Here is a 14,350-nt window from a genome sequence, read left to right as displayed (position 1 = left end):
TGCGAATCGGCCATTCGGCCCCCGTGGTCAGGGCCTTCCGGCCCCCGTCGATCCGCCCGAAATGCCCAGCAGGAGCGGACCGGTCGGGGCTGCGACCAGGTCGTTCACCGTCAGCGGGTCCAGTGAGGCGAAAAAGGCCTCCTGGGCCCGGCGCAGCGCGCCGCGCAGGACGCAGGCGCCGCGCAGCGGGCACGGCACGGTGCCGTCGCAGTCCACGACGTCGCCGGCGCCCTCCAGCTCGCGGATCAGTCCGCCCACCGAGGCGCCCCGGCCGGCGGGGGTCAGGGCGAGCCCGCCGCCGCGCCCGCGGCGCGCCTCGACCAGGCCGAGATGCTGCAGCTTGGCGACCACTTTGGCGGTGTGGGTGTACGGGACCTCCATGGTCGCCGCCACGTCGCGCGTGGTGGGGAGGTCCGTCTCCTCGACGGCCAGGCGCATCAGCACGCGCAGCGCCAGGTCGGTGAATCGGGTCAGCCGCATGGGTTCAGCGTAGAAAACTTGCATCCACGATGCAAATTCAAAACGGGTCCGCTTGTGGGGGTGGCCGGAACCGGTGGGGTTCGGGTGGCTCCTGGGGGGCCAGTTGAACTCTTGAGGGTGCCCAGCCACGGACGGAGTAGTCCCACCCTTTTGTGTAATGGTCCCACCACGGTGCGTACTGGAAAGCTTCCGTCCCGCAGATCCATGGAGTGATCGAAGGGGAAATACATGTCGGTCCAGGCAGGTTCCGAATCCGAGACCCAGGCGCCACAGCGGAGTCTGGGGACATCGGCCGCGCGGAACTTGGCAACCACGACCAAGTCCGCGCCGCAGATGCAGGAGATCACCTCGCGGTGGCTGCTGAAGATGCTCCCGTGGGTGTCCGTGCAGGGCGGCACGTACCGGGTCAACCGGCGGCTGAGCTACTCGGTCGGCGACGGACGCGTGGAATTCATCAAGACCGGCACGCAGGTGCAGGTGATCCCCGCGGAACTCGGCGAACTCCCGATCCTGCGCGATTACGACGACCCCGACGTCCTGACCGAACTGGCGGCGCGCTGCCACCAGATCGATTTCGAGGCGGGCCAGGAGCTCACCTCCTTCGGCAGCCCGTCCGACAAGGTCTTCCTGCTGGCCCACGGCCGCGTCGACCAGATCGGCACCGGCCCCTACGGCGACGACGCCGTCCTGCAGACCGTCGCCGACGGCGCCTACTTCGGCGAGGACGCCCTCGTCGACGAGGAGGCCATCTGGGAGTACACCGCCCGCGCCGCCACCGCCGGCACCGCGCTCGTCCTCTCCCGCCAGGACTTCCAGATCCTCGCCGACCGCGTCGAATCGCTGCGCGCGCACGTGGACTCCGTACGGTCCCTGCCCGACCAGCGCACCAACAAGTACGGCGAGGCCGCGATCGACCTCTCCGCCGGCCACCAGGGCGAGGCCGTGCTGCCCGGCACCTTCGTGGACTACGAGGGCCGCCCGCGCGAGTACGAGCTCTCCATTGCACAAACGGTCCTGCGGGTCCACACCCGCGTCGCCGACCTGTACAACCAGCCGATGAACCAGACCGAGCAGCAGTTGCGGCTCACGGTCGAGGCGCTGCGCGAGCGCCAGGAGCACGAGATGCTCAACAACCGCGACTTCGGCCTCCTGCACAACGCCGACTACGACCAGCGCATCCAGCCCCACGACGGCGCGCCCGGCCCCGACGACATGGACCAGCTGCTCAGCATGCGGCGCGGCTCCAAGTTCTTCCTCGCGCACCCCAAGGCCATCGCCGCCTTCGGCCGCGAGTGCAACAGGCGCGGGCTGTACCCGGAGTCGGTCGAGATCGGCGGGCACCGCGTGCCGTCCTGGCGCGGGGTCCCGATGTTCCCGTCCAACAAGATCCCGATCAGCGACGCCCGTACGACGTCCATCCTCTGCATGCGCACCGGCGAGGACGAGTCCGGCGTGATCGGCCTGCACCAGCCCGGGATCCCGGACGAGATCGAGCCGAGCACCTCGGTGCGGTTCATGGGGATCAGCGAGCAGGCGATCATCTCCTACCTGGTCACCGCCTACTTCTCCGCCGCGGTGCTCGTGCCCGACGCGCTCGGTGTCCTGGAGAACGTCGAGATCGCCCGCTGGCGCTGAGCCGGCCCTAGCAGAGCACCGGGGACGGGACAGGACGGGACGGACAGGCGATGTCGACCACTGAGGCGATCACCATCGGGGAGGGGCGGGAAGCCGCCGCCCTCCTCGAACGGACAAGAGAAACGGTCAACCCGGCCCTGCGCCGGACCGTCGAGAGCCTGCCCGGCTCCATGCGGCGCGTGGCGATGTACCACTTCGGATGGGAGCACGAGGACGGCACCCCGGCCGCGGGCAACGCCGGCAAGGCGATCCGGCCCGCGCTGGTGCTCGCGGCCGCCCAGGCCCTGGGGGGCGAGGGAAGCGTGGGGGAGGGCGTCGTACGGGCCGCGGTCGCGGTCGAGCTGGCGCACAACTTCACGCTGCTGCACGACGACGTCATCGACCGCGACGCCCGCCGGCGCGGCCGGGCCACGGCCTGGACGGTCTTCGGGATACCGGACGCGATCATCACGGGCGACGCCGTGATGGCGCTCGCCCTGCGGCTGCTCGCCGAGGACCCGCACCCGGCTTCGGCGGCGGCCTCGGCCCGGCTCACGACCTGCGTCATCGAGCTGTGCGCGGGCCAGCAGGCGGACTGCGCCTTCGAACGGCGGCCGGACGTCTCGCTCGACGAGTGCCTGACCATGGCGACGGCCAAGACCGGGGCCCTGCTGGGCTGTGCGTGCGCGCTCGGCGCGCTGTACGCGGGGGCCGGCCCGGACGAGGTCGACGCGATGGACGACTTCGGGCGGGAGGCCGGACTGGCCTTCCAGCTCATCGACGACCTGATCGGCATCTGGGGGGACCCCGGCCACACCGGGAAGCCCGCCGGGGCGGATCTGATCGCCCGCAAGAAGTCCCTCCCGGTCGTGGCCGCCCTCACCTCGGGCACCGCGGCGGGGAAGGAGCTGGCCGACCTCTACGCGGGTCCCATGACCGCGGACGACGTGAGCCGGGCGGCCGACGCGGTGGAGCGGGCCGGCGGGCGGGACTGGGCGCAGGCCCATGCCGCCGACCGGATGGGCCGGGCGGTGCAGCAGCTCTCGCGGGCCGTTCCGGACCTCGGGGCGGCGGGCGGGCTGCTGGCCCTGGCGGAGTTCGTGACGCGGCGCACGAAGTGAGCGCGGCGGGGTGACCGCGCGACCGCGCGACCGCGCGACCGCTCGCGCGGCGCCGAGGCCGGTTCCGGCATCCCATGATGCCGGAACCGGCCTTTCCGCTGGTGTGGCCCAACTCTAGGATCGCTCCGGGTTGTTGATGACCGAGCGAAGGGTGTGACCAGTGGTGCTGGAGATACGTCAGGCGGATCAGTCGGACCGGGACGCGGTGGCGCGGCTGCTCGACGAGGCCTTCCGCACGGATCCGGTGAGCAGCTGGGTCTTCCCGGACCCGGAGCACCGGGCGGCGGTGCACGGGAAGTTCCTCGGCGTCTTCGTGGACGTCGCGCTGGCCGAGGGCCGCGTCGACCTCGCGGCCGACGGTTCGGCGGCCGCGCTGTGGCTGCGGATCCCGGCCGGTGAACCGGAGGGCGAGGACGAGATCCCGGCGAAGATGCGGGCCGTGGCCGACCCCGACAACGAGCGGTGCGAGCTGGTGGGCCGGCTGACCGGCGCCGTGCACCCGACCGCCGAGGAGCACGAGTACCTGCTGATGATCGCGGTCGAGCCGGGCCGGCAGGGCGAGGGACTGGGCGGGGAGCTGATCCGGCCGGTGCTGGAGCGGTGCGACCGCGAGGGGGTGCCGGCGTACCTGGAGGCGAGCAGCGAGCGCAGCGGCCGGCTCTACGAGCGGCTCGGTTTCGAGCACACGGGCACGCCGGTGCGGCTCCCGGACGGGCCGCTGATGTGGCCGATGTGGCGCAAGCCGAGGTGACCCCGCGAACCCTTGGACTCCTTACCCTTGGACTCCTTGTGTGACTACTTCACCTGAAGTACTTTGACTGGCGTGCCTCGATGGGGGTGCACTGCCGAACGGAAGAGAATCGCTTGCGCAAGCTCACGTACTTCATCGCCACCACCGTCGACGGGTTCATCGGAGCCCCCGACGGCGACGGCGATTTCTTCTACGCACACCTGGACGGCGAGTTCATCGAGCACCTGAAGGCGGAGTACCCCGAGACGATCTCCGCCCAGGGGCGCGTCCGGCTCGGCCTCGCCGACACCCCGCCGAAGCGCTTCGACACGGTGCTCATGGGCCGGAACACCTATGAGCCGGGCCTCAAGGCCGGGGAGGCCAGCCCGTACGGGCACCTGCGCCGGCAGTACGTGGTCTCGCGCTCCCTCACCACCGCCCCCGACCCGGCCGTCACGCTGATCGGCGGCGACATCGCCGCCCGCGTGCGGGAGCTGAAGGCCGAGGACGGGCTCGGGATCTGGCTGTGCGGCGGGGCGGACCTCGCCACCCAGCTGATCGACGAGATCGACGAGTACGTGGTCAAGACCTACCCCGTCCTCGCGGGCACCGGCATGCCGATGTCGCGGGCCGGCTTCGGGGTCCGCCCGCTGGAGCTGACCGGCGCCACGGTCCTCGGCGGCGGCCAGGTCGTCACCTCGTACGCCGTCAGGCGCTGACCCTCCCGGCGGTCCAAAAGCGCGGAACCGGCCTACCGTGGAGGTATGGCAGGCGAACAGCGGCATCGCGGTGAGAGCGTTACGGTCGCCCCGCGAGCCGGACACGACCAGCAGACGTGTCCGGCCTGCGGGCAGCCCGTGGAGACGGTGGTCAGCCGCCGCAAGTCCCTCGGGATCTTCGTGCCGCGGTGGAGCCCGGGCCCCTGCGGGAACCCGGACTGCACCGCGTACGCACCCGTGGAGGCCTGACCCCGGAGACCGGCGGTCCGACCTCCGCGGGTCAGGCCCCGCCGGGGTCTCAGCCTTTCGCGTCCAGGCCCGACGCGACGAGGCCGTTGGCCCACAGCTGGTTGACGCGCGAGCGCTCGGCGGAGTTCGGGTTGGCGTTGGTGCACGAGGTCCCGGGGCCGCCGCCCGACATCAGCTCGCTGCACGGGCCCGAGTAGTGGTCCGGCAGGCCGAGCACGTGGCCGGTCTCGTGAGCGGTCACACGGGTGGAGTTGTACTGCTGGTTCTGGCGGTAGTCGAGGAAGATGTAGCCCCGGCCGTGACCGTCCGTGCTCGCGTAGGAGCCGCGCGAGTCGTTGCCCTCGTAGTACGAGAAGTTCCCGCCCGAGGACACCTCCTGCAGCCTGACGTTGGCCACCGAGCCGTTCCAGATCTGCGTGGAGCGGGATATCTGGGTGCGGAAGCTCGGCGCGTTGCGGGTGTTGTAGGTGACGGTCACGGCCGCCAGGCCCGGGTTGGCGGCGCGCTGCTCGGCCACCGAGCGCCGGACGGCCTCGAAGAAGGCGCGGTTCGCGGCCTGGTTCTCCTGGGAGCGCTCGTACGCGGCGTACGAGCTCGGGCTGCCGGCGGGGGAGGCGGCGGCGGCGGTCGTGCCCGGTACGACGGCGCCGAGGACGGCGGCGATGCCGAGGCCGACGGCTGCGGACATGGTGGTCCTGCGGGAGTGGCGCATGTGGGGGGACTCCTGCTCGGGTGGGAGCGGCGGGGGACACGGGGTCAGTTCCCGTAGGCCTTGGCCGCGTCCGCCTCCAGTTTCGCCTGGGCCCCCGCCACGTCAGACGGGTTCGCGAGGAAGTCCTGGAGCGCCTTCCACTCGCCCGCGCCCGGGGTCCCGCCGAAGGCCGCCGGAGCCTGGTCCGACATGTCGAAGCGGAAGTCGTCGCCCGCCGCGATCAGCGCCTTGGCGATGTCGCGCTGGATGTCGTTCGGGTAGGCGTCCGGCCCGACCGACTTGTTGGGGGAGAGGAACCCGCCCTCGCGGGCCTGGATCCGTGCCGCGTCCGCCGAGGCCAGGAACGTCAGCAGGGCCTGCGCCCCCTTCGAGGGCTTCAGCGCGACCGCCACGTCACCGCCCGAGACCACCGGGGCCTTGGCGCCCACCGAGGGGAAGGGGAAGACCAGGGCGTCCTTCCCCACCTTCGCGTCGGTCTGCGCGATGTTCACGGCCACGAAGTCGCCCTCGTAGACCATCGCGGCCGCCGGCCGGTCGCCGCCGGTGAACGTCTGCGTCACCGACTTCGGGAACTCCGTCGCGAGCGCCCCGCTCTGGCCGCCCGCCAGGAAGTCCTTGCGGCCGAACAGCTCGGCGAGCGTGGTCAGCGCCGCCTTGACGCTGTCGTCCGTCCACTTGATCTCGTGCTTGGCGAGCTGGTCGTACTTCTCCGGGCCCGCCTGGGAGAGGTACACGTTCTCGAACCAGTCCGTCAGGGTCCAGCCGTCGGCCCCGGCCACCGACACCGCCGGGGTGCCGGACGCGGACAGGGTGTCGGCGACGGTGATGAGTTCCTTCCACGTCTTCGGGGGCTGCACGCCCGCCGCCTCGAAGGCCTTCGCGTTGTACCAGATCAGCGATTTGTTGGCGGCCTTGTAGTAGACGCCGTACTGGACCCCGTCGACCGCGCCCAGCGTCTTCCAGCCGGCCGAGTAGTTCCGGTCGAGCTGGGCCTGCGCCTCGGCCCCGACCGGCTGCGCCCATTTGCTCTTGACGGCCGACACCAGCGCCCCGACCTGCGGGAGCAGCGCCACGTCCGGCGGGGCCCCGCCCGCGATCTTCGTACCGAGGAAGGTGACGATCGGGTCCTGCGCCGGGACGAAGGTGACCTTGGCGCCGGTCCGCCGCTCGAACTCCGCCAGCACCTTGGTGAAGTTCTCCTGCTCCGGGCCCGTCCAGACCGCGGCGACCTCCAGCTTCTCGCCGTCGAGGCGGGGTAAGGAGACGGCCGGCCCGCCCGTCGCCCCGTCGCTCGGCGGGTCCGCCTTCTTGCCGTCGTCCCCGCCGCCGCACGCGGTGAGCGCGAGCGCGCCCGCCGCGAGCAGCGCGGCCCAGGCGCGGGTTCTCGTACGGTCCTTCGCGCCGGGCCCGGAGCCGGTGTTCGGCCCGGTCTTCGCGCCGGTGTTCGCGCCCGTCTCCGTGTAGGTCTCCGTGCCGGAATTGGTGCGGCTCGTTCCGTGCTCGCGCATGGCTGTGCCCCCGATGCCTCGCTGGCCCTGGTGTGTCCCGTGCCACAAGGTCTACGCCGCCCCGAGCACCCCCGCAATACCGCCTCGGGGCCCGCGCACCGGTGCGCGCGACCGGCCCACCGGCCCCCGGGGCCCGTCCGGCCCCGCCGGGAGGGGCGGGGTCAGGGGGCCGGCGGGAACAGCACCGGTATGGCCGCGACCAGGTGGGAGGCCCGGTCCAGGGCGCTGGCCAGCAGGGCGAGGTCGGTCGGTCCGTTGCCCAGCTCGCGGACCGGGCGGCGGGCCGGCGGATCGCCCATCCGCTCCCACTCCACCGGGACCACGGTCGGCCGCAAGGTCGCCGTCCGGGGGATCCGGCCGGTGACCCGGCCGCCCTGGAACGGGACGTCGCGGCCGTCGGCGTACCGGAGCAGGCCGCGGCCGGGGCCCGGCTGGTCGGGGGCGTCGAGCTCCACGCGCAGGGTGGTGAGCCGGGCCAGCTCGGTGTCGGCCGTCCGGTCCGGGCGGGCGCTGGTGGCCACCAGGTGCACACCGAGCCGGGCCCCCTCGCGGGCCACCGCCTCCAGCGCGCGGACCACCGAACCGGCGGCGGGGCGGCCCGTACTGCCCAGACCCGGAGCGACCAGGGCGTCGTAGTCGTCCACGAGCACCACCAGGCGCGGCAGCGGGCTCGGGCCCGCGGCCTGGTCGGCGCGGGCGACCGAGGAGCGCAGCCGCAGGGTGCCGGAGCGCTGGGGCTCCAGGTCGCCGCGCAGTTCGCCGGGGGTGGGCTGGCGGGGCGAGACCATCCGGTCGGAGACCTCGCGCAGCGCGTGCCACTCGGCGAACGGCACCCCGTCCAGGAGCTCCGAGCGCCGCTTGAGCTCGGCGCCCAGCGCCTGCGCGAACTCCCGCATGCGCAGCGGGTCCGAGGCGATCAGGTGCGCCGAGACGTGCGGCAGCTCGGTGCAGGGCAGCAGGCCGTCGCCGCGCTCGCCGCCGGCCCCGTCGAGCAGGATGAGGCCGAGCCGGTCGGGGCGGGCGGCGGCGGACAGGGAGGCGGCGACGGAGCGCAGCAGCTCGGTGCGGCCGCTGCCGGCGGGCCCCTCGATCAGCATGTGCGGTCCGTCGGTGACGAGTTCGGCGCCCACCGGCCCGCGCCGGCCGGTGCCGAGCACGATCTCGGCGAGGCCGCCGACGCGCTGACCCTGGTCGGTGGCGGCGGCCCAACGGGCCATCAGGGAGGCCGGGGTGGCCCGGGCCAGCCCCAACTCGTCGAGCAGGCGGGAGGTCTGGGGCAGGCTGGCGGCGGCCGGCCGGTAGCCCTCGGTGGCGGGGGAGTCGGCCTTGAGGGGGGCCAGGGCGCGGGCGAACCGCTCCGCCCAGGCCACCGAGACCGCGTCGGCGGTGGCCGCCCGGCCGGGCCCGGCCGGTTTGCCGCCCGAGACCGCGAAGGTCCGTACGGCCGTGGCCACGTCACCGCTGAGCAGGGCGGCGGCGCCGCAGTCCCGGAAGGCGGGGGACGCGGCGCAGGCCGTCTCGAACGTCTCGGTGACGGGCGAGGCCGGTGTCGCGGCGGGGGCCTCGGCGAGGGCCAGGACGTGGATCCCGCCGGCCGGCCCGTGCGAGGCGAGCCTGCTGGCGACGTCCCTGAGGGCGCCGGGGCCGGGATCCCCGTCGAGGACGAGGAGGGTGTACGGGCCGCGGTAGCCGTTCGAGGCCTCGCGGACGGCGTCCGGGGAGGCGGCGGCCCAGTGGGTGCCGAGCGGGCCGTCGTCGAGGCGGCGGGTCAGCTCACCGGTGCGGGCGGCCGCCTGATCGCGGTCGTACGCGAGCAGCAGCCGGCAGTCCTGTCCGTGCGCGGGCCGTACGTGGGGCAGCCAGCCGAGCCAGCCCCAGTCGCGGCGGCGTTCGGCGAGCGGGCGGGCCCGGTCGGTGCTGACCAGTACGACCTCCAGGCGCTGCCCGGGTGCGTGCAGGGCGGCGAGCTGGGCGATCACCGACCGGGCCACGCCCGTCAGCCGGGCCCGGGGGCCGGCGATGCCGAGCCCGCCGGACTCGCGGAGCGCGACCTTGCTGCCGGCGCCGAGCGTGACCTCGAGCCCGGGGGGCCCGGCCCACAGCCTCGGGGCCGGGCCGAGGGCGGCGAGCAGCAGGGCGGCGGGATCGTCGGATCCGGGCCGTACGGCGACGGCGGCCACCGACGCGGTCTCCGCGGGCGGCTCCGCCTCCGCGGGCTCCTCCCCGCGCACCCACTTCCGCGCCCAGGCCCCGATCCCGCGCCGGGCCCCGCGCCGTGGCTCGGAGGCGGAGTCCGGGGCGCCGGACCCGGTGTCCCGGCCGGCGTCGGGACCGGCGTCGGGACCGGTGCGCACCGACCCGGTGCCGCCGCCGCGGGCCGGGCCGGGCGCGCTGTCCCAGCCGGCCTCGCCGTAGTGCTCGACACCGGTTGCGCCGGACGCGCCCGTTGCGCCGGGCCAGTGCCCGCTGGTTCGGCCGCCGGAGTGCTGCTCCGTGCCGGGGGCGCCGGATCCGGGTCCGGGGCGCCCGGCGTCGGGCGTCTCCCAGCCCGCCTGGCGGTGGTCCTCGGCGCCGGACACGCGGTCCCGGCCGGACCCGGCCCCGGTGCCGGACCCGGCCCCGCTGTCGGCCCCGGTGTCGGGGGAAGGGGAGGGGGGGGGGAAGCGTTCGCGCGGGTCCCCGCCGGGGCCCGGGACCGTACCGGACCCCGCGGCCGGCGCGCCCGGCCCGGCCCCGCTCGCGTCGGCGCCCACGTCGGCGCCGGGGAGCTGCGGCTGCGGCCGGGGGCCGCCCGGCAGGGCGAGGGCGAGGTGGCCCTCCAGGTCGGGGGTGACGGGCAGGGGGGACGGCGGTGGTCCGACGGACAGCCGGAGGGTGGACTCGCCGACCCGCAGCAGCGCCCCGGGAGCCAGGGCCACCCGGTCCGCGCCGACCACCGCGCCGTCGAGCGTGGTGCCGTTCGTCGAGCCGAGGTCGGCCACCGCCACCCGCCCGTCCGGCAGCACCGTGACGGTGCAGTGCAGGCGCGAGACGTCGGGATCGTCGAGCGGGACGTCCGCGTCGGCGGATCGCCCGATCCGGATCGCCCCGGGGTGCAGCAGGTGCACCCCGCCCGCGTCCGGCCCGGCGACGACGTGCAGTTGGGGCCCGTCCCCGGTCTCACCGTCGCTGAGGACGTGCGGGCCGGGCACGTTCAGCGAGAGCACCGCCCCGTCCACGAGGGGCGGCTCGCCGAGCACGCTGCGCCCGGGATCGAGCCGCTCCGTACCGGCGTACAGCACCACCGTGCCCCCGGTGTCGGGACCGCCGACGGTCGCCGCGAGTCCGGAGGCCACCGCGGACAGCGCGGTGCCGGCGGGTGCGGTGACGAGGACGTCGCAGCCGGCGGGCCCGGTGCCGGAGCCCGTGCCTGAGGCGGTCGTGGAGGCGGCCAGGTGGCCGCTGCGCGACCCCGACCCGAGAACGGTCAGCCGGATCTGCATCGCCGTCAGCGGTCCCTTCTGCGCGGTGCGCGGTGTATGCGCCCGGCAGGGATCCACGGGACATGCCATGCGTGCCCGTCCGCCCCCACCCGGCACGGACGCGTCGTCCGGTCAGGTCTGCCCGGAAGGCGGGGCTCCCGTCCCGGCCGTTCCGTACGGGTGCATCCTCGCACCTGTCGTACACAACACGCCCGCCGCCCACCAACAAGTGATCTTGATCGGTCACGGACCCGCTCCGGACCTGCGACCGGGACGGTCGGATAAGGACAGCAAGGCAGGGAAAATCGCCCCTGGCATACACCGCGAATCTCACCCTCCGTACACAGGTACGGCAACCAACCTCCCACGCTCGGCGTCTTCCCTCAGGGCACCCCCTAGAGTGGGCCGGAAAACCATTCGCCGAATCGACTTACGGCAACCAACAGCAGGGAGCGCGTGACGTGCGGCCAGTCGGCAGCAAGTACCTGCTCGAGGAGCCGCTCGGGCGCGGCGCCACGGGCACCGTCTGGCGCGCCCGCCAGCGGGAGGCAGCCGGTGCGGAGGCGGCAGTCGCCGGCCACCCCGGCGAGACCGTGGCCATCAAGGTCCTCAAGGAGGAGCTGGCCCAGGACGCGGACATCGTCATGCGCTTCCTGCGCGAGCGCTCCGTCCTGCTGCGCCTGACCCACCCCAACATCGTGCGCACCCGCGACCTCGTCGTCGAGGGCGATCTGCTGGCGCTCGTCATGGACCTCATCGACGGCCCCGACCTGCACAAGTACCTGCGCGCGAACGGACCCTTCACCCCGGTCGCCGCGAGCCTGCTGACCGCCCAGATCGCGGACGCGCTCGCCGCCAGCCACGCCGACGGCGTGGTCCACCGCGACCTGAAGCCCGCCAACGTCCTGCTGGACGAGCGCGACGGCCAGATGAAGCCGATGCTCACCGACTTCGGCATCGCGCGCCTGGCCGACTCCCCGGGCCTGACGCGCACGCACGAGTTCGTCGGAACCCCGGCCTACGTCGCCCCCGAGTCCGCCGAGGGCCGCCCGCAGACCTCGGCCGTCGACATCTACGGCGCCGGCATCCTGCTCTACGAACTCCTCACCGGCCGGCCGCCCTTCGCCGGAGGCTCCGCGCTCGAGGTCCTGCACCGCCACCTCAGCGAGGACCCGCAGCGGCCGGCGAACGTGCCCGAGCCCCTGTGGACGGTCATCGAGCGCTGCCTGCGCAAGGAGCCGTACGAGCGCCCGAGCGCGCAGAGCCTGGCGCGCGGCCTGCGCGTCGTGGCCTCCGGCATCGGCGTGCACTCCACCGCCGCCGAGGTCGAGGCCGCGCTCGGCGTCGGCGCCCTGCTCGCGCCCGACCCCTCGCCCGCGCCGGTCCCCGCGACCCCGGGCGCCGCGGACGCCACCCAGATGCTGCCCGGCGGCGCCGGGAACTCCCCGATGGGCGCCTACGACCCGAACGGCATGACCAGCGTCCTGCCGCCGGTCGGCGCGGCCGACGCCACCTCCGTCCTGCCGAGCACCGGCGGGCCGGGCGGCCAGGGCGGTCCCGTCGCGGACGCGACCTCCGTGCTGCCGCCCGTGCAGCGGCCGGACCAGCCGCACCCCTGGCAGTCGCAGATGCAGGCCGCCCGCGACCGCAACGAGCAGACGCAGATGCAGTACCTCGACCCGAGCGAGGACCCGCTGCGCCGCCGCCCGCAGCGCCAGGCGCCTCCGCCGCAGCAGCCGCAGCAGCCGCCCCAGTACCGCCAGCCGCAGCAGCCTCCGCAGCAGCAGCCCTACCGGCAGGCCCCGCCGCCGCAGCAGCAGCAGTACCAGCAGCCGCAGCAGCAGTACGCGCCCCCGCCGCCGCAGCACTACCAGCCGCAGCAGCACCAGCCGCAGCAGCACCAGCCGCAGCAGTACCAGCAGCCGCAGGGGCAGCCGCAGTACCGCCAGCCCCAGCCGCCTCCCCAGCAGCAGCCCCCGCAGGGTCCGCCGCGGCAGCCGGCCGAGCGGGAGCCCCGCGAGCCGCGCCGCCGCGGCGCGAACCCGGTGAGGATCCCGGGCCTGGGCTGCCTCAAGGGCTGCCTGGTCATGATCCTGGTGTTCTTCGTCGCGGGCTGGCTGGTCTGGGAGCTGACCCCGCTCCAGGAGTGGGTCGGCACCGGCCGCGGCTGGTGGGACCAGGTGTGGACCTGGGGCTCGGACGTCGTCGACTGGGTCGGCACGATCGGTGACGCCACGGGAGGCGGCTCGAATCCCTGAGCCGCGTCGCTGAGTCGCGTCCCTGAGTCGACGTCCCGCGACGCGGGTTCGGGGCCCGAATCGGGCCCTGTACCGCTGACTTCGTGGATTTGTCGACTTCTGGGACGTGATTTCGCCCGCAGAAGTGAAGGTCGCCGCGATCCGTGGACTACAACCCCCACCCGGCCGCGTAGCTTTGGCACTTACGCCAGCCGCTGAGGGAGCAGTCGTGGCACGGAAGATCGGCAGCCGGTACACCGCGCACCAGATCCTGGGGCGCGGCAGCGCGGGCACGGTATGGCTGGGCGAGGGGCCGGACGGCCCCGTCGCCGTCAAACTGCTGCGCGAGGACCTCGCGTCCGACCAGGAGCTCGTCGGACGGTTCGTCCAGGAGCGCAGCGCGCTCCTCGGCCTGGAGCACCCGCACGTCGTCTGCGTCCGCGACCTCGTCGTGGACGGCAACGACCTCGCCCTCGTCATGGACCTCGTCCGCGGTACGGACCTGCGCACGCGCCTGGACCGCGAGCGGCGGCTCGCCCCCGAGGCGGCCGTCGCGATCGTCGCCGACGTCGCGGACGCGCTGGCCGCCGCGCACGCGGCCGGGGTCGTCCACCGGGACGTCAAGCCGGAGAACGTCCTGCTCGACATGCAGGGCCCGCTCGGGCCGGGCGGCGCGCACCCCGCGCTGCTCACGGACTTCGGCGTGGCCAAACTCATCGACTCTCCGCGGCGGGCCACCGGCGGCCGCGCGTCCGCCCCCACCACCCGGATCATCGGGACGCCGGACTATCTGGCGCCGGAGATCGTGGAGGGCCTGCCGCCGCGCGCCGCGGTGGACATCTACGCCCTGGCCACCGTCCTGTACGAACTGCTGGCGGGATTCACGCCGTTCGGCGGCGGGCACCCCGGGGCGGTCCTGCGCCGGCACGTGACGGAGACGGTCGTCCCGCTGCCCGGGATCCCCGACGAGCTGTGGCAGCTGATGGTCCAGTGCCTGGCGAAGGCCCCCGCCTCCCGCCTGCGCGCCTCGGAGCTCTCGCTGCGCCTGCGGGACCTGCTGCCGCTGGTGGCCGGCATGCCGCCGCTGGACGTGGACGAGCCGGACGAGCCGGAGCCGGACCGGTCGCCGGAACCGGAGACCGCCGCGGACCCGGTCCGGCGGCGGGGCGTGGTCCCGCTGGTGCCCGGGTCCTCGACGGACTCCAACCGGGACACCCACACCTCGATGCGGGTGCCGGGACCGGACGAGCTGGCGGGGGGCGCGCTGGGCACCGCCCGGGTCCCGCGTCCGGCCGGCGGCCACCGGCCGGGCTCCGCGCGGCACCGGGCGGAGACGGTCCGCAAGCGAAGGCTGGCGCTGGCCGCCGCGACCGTCGCGCTGGCCGCCGCGGTCGGGGTCGGGAGCTGGCTCGCCGTCTCCTCGGACTCGGCGCCCCCGGCCCGGGACAACAAGCAGTCGGGCTCGACGGCCCCGTAGCCGCGGACCCCGCGCCTCGAACGCCGGCGGGGCCGGAGCGCC

General features: G+C 74.5%; 11 protein-coding genes. 7 read left to right on the top strand and 4 right to left on the bottom strand.

Annotated elements, in window-relative coordinates:
- Positions 1–27: 27 nt before the first annotated feature.
- Positions 28–480 (bottom strand): Rrf2 family transcriptional regulator, encoded by a 453-nt coding sequence (locus DRB96_RS34320; protein WP_112451951.1) that lies wholly within the window; start codon positions 478–480, stop codon positions 28–30.
- 228 nt (positions 481–708) lie between these two features.
- Here DRB96_RS34320 and DRB96_RS34315 point away from each other — a divergent pair, with 228 nt between their 5' ends.
- From DRB96_RS34315 to DRB96_RS34295, 5 genes are all read left to right on the top strand, one after another.
- Positions 709–2,115, top strand: coding sequence for a family 2B encapsulin nanocompartment shell protein (locus DRB96_RS34315; RefSeq protein WP_112451950.1), 1,407 nt, complete (start codon positions 709–711; stop codon positions 2,113–2,115).
- Positions 2,116–2,165: 50 nt separating this feature from the next.
- Positions 2,166–3,215, top strand: a complete 1,050-nt coding sequence (locus DRB96_RS34310) for a family 2 encapsulin nanocompartment cargo protein polyprenyl transferase (protein ID WP_112451949.1) — start codon at positions 2,166–2,168, stop codon at positions 3,213–3,215.
- Positions 3,216–3,375: 160 nt separating this feature from the next.
- Positions 3,376–3,966 (top strand): GNAT family N-acetyltransferase, encoded by a 591-nt coding sequence (locus tag DRB96_RS34305; RefSeq protein WP_112451948.1) that lies wholly within the window; start codon positions 3,376–3,378, stop codon positions 3,964–3,966.
- A gap of 113 nt (positions 3,967–4,079) precedes the next feature.
- On the top strand, positions 4,080–4,664 hold the full coding sequence (locus DRB96_RS34300; RefSeq protein WP_112451947.1) for a dihydrofolate reductase family protein: 585 nt from the start codon (positions 4,080–4,082) through the stop codon (positions 4,662–4,664).
- 45 nt (positions 4,665–4,709) lie between these two features.
- Positions 4,710–4,913 (top strand): hypothetical protein, encoded by a 204-nt coding sequence (locus DRB96_RS34295; RefSeq protein ID WP_112451946.1) that lies wholly within the window; start codon positions 4,710–4,712, stop codon positions 4,911–4,913.
- A gap of 49 nt (positions 4,914–4,962) precedes the next feature.
- Here the strand turns inward: DRB96_RS34295 and snpA are convergent, their stop codons facing one another.
- The 3 genes from snpA to DRB96_RS34280 form a co-directional block, all read right to left on the bottom strand.
- A complete protein-coding gene (gene snpA / locus DRB96_RS34290) occupies positions 4,963–5,625 on the bottom strand; it encodes a snapalysin (protein ID WP_112451945.1) in 663 nt (220 codons plus the stop codon).
- A 44-nt stretch (positions 5,626–5,669) separates the two neighbouring features.
- Positions 5,670–7,133, bottom strand: a complete 1,464-nt coding sequence (locus DRB96_RS34285) for an ABC transporter substrate-binding protein (RefSeq protein ID WP_112451944.1) — start codon at positions 7,131–7,133, stop codon at positions 5,670–5,672.
- A 161-nt stretch (positions 7,134–7,294) separates the two neighbouring features.
- Entirely contained in the window at positions 7,295–10,615 is a 3,321-nt protein-coding gene (locus DRB96_RS34280; protein ID WP_112451943.1) for an FHA domain-containing protein, read from the bottom strand.
- 440 nt (positions 10,616–11,055) lie between these two features.
- Here DRB96_RS34280 and DRB96_RS34275 point away from each other — a divergent pair, with 440 nt between their 5' ends.
- Positions 11,056–12,852 carry a serine/threonine-protein kinase gene (locus DRB96_RS34275; RefSeq protein ID WP_112451942.1) on the top strand — a complete coding sequence of 599 codons (1,797 nt, stop codon included), beginning with the start codon at positions 11,056–11,058 and terminating at the stop codon, positions 12,850–12,852.
- A gap of 208 nt (positions 12,853–13,060) precedes the next feature.
- Positions 13,061–14,308, top strand: a complete 1,248-nt coding sequence (locus DRB96_RS34270; RefSeq protein WP_112451941.1) for a serine/threonine-protein kinase — start codon at positions 13,061–13,063, stop codon at positions 14,306–14,308.
- Positions 14,309–14,350: the final 42 nt, after the last annotated feature.

The organism is Streptomyces sp. ICC1 (genome assembly GCF_003287935.1).
Classification (GTDB): Bacteria; Actinomycetota; Actinomycetes; order Streptomycetales; family Streptomycetaceae; genus Streptomyces; species Streptomyces tritrimontium.
The sequence above is the reverse complement of the archived record's forward strand: the minus strand, read 5'-3'. Positions and strand labels throughout refer to the sequence as shown.

Coding starts and splice junctions, on each gene's coding strand:
- DRB96_RS34315 (WP_112451950.1), top strand. CDS start 709: ATGTCGGTCCAGGCAGGTTCCGAATCCGAGACCCAGGCGCCACAGCGG.
- snpA (WP_112451945.1), bottom strand. CDS start 5,625: ATGCGCCACTCCCGCAGGACCACCATGTCCGCAGCCGTCGGCCTCGGC.
- DRB96_RS34310 (WP_112451949.1), top strand. CDS start 2,166: ATGTCGACCACTGAGGCGATCACCATCGGGGAGGGGCGGGAAGCCGCC.
- DRB96_RS34280 (WP_112451943.1), bottom strand. CDS start 10,615: ATGCAGATCCGGCTGACCGTTCTCGGGTCGGGGTCGCGCAGCGGCCAC.
- DRB96_RS34285 (WP_112451944.1), bottom strand. CDS start 7,133: ATGCGCGAGCACGGAACGAGCCGCACCAATTCCGGCACGGAGACCTAC.
- DRB96_RS34295 (WP_112451946.1), top strand. CDS start 4,710: ATGGCAGGCGAACAGCGGCATCGCGGTGAGAGCGTTACGGTCGCCCCG.
- DRB96_RS34320 (WP_112451951.1), bottom strand. CDS start 480: ATGCGGCTGACCCGATTCACCGACCTGGCGCTGCGCGTGCTGATGCGC.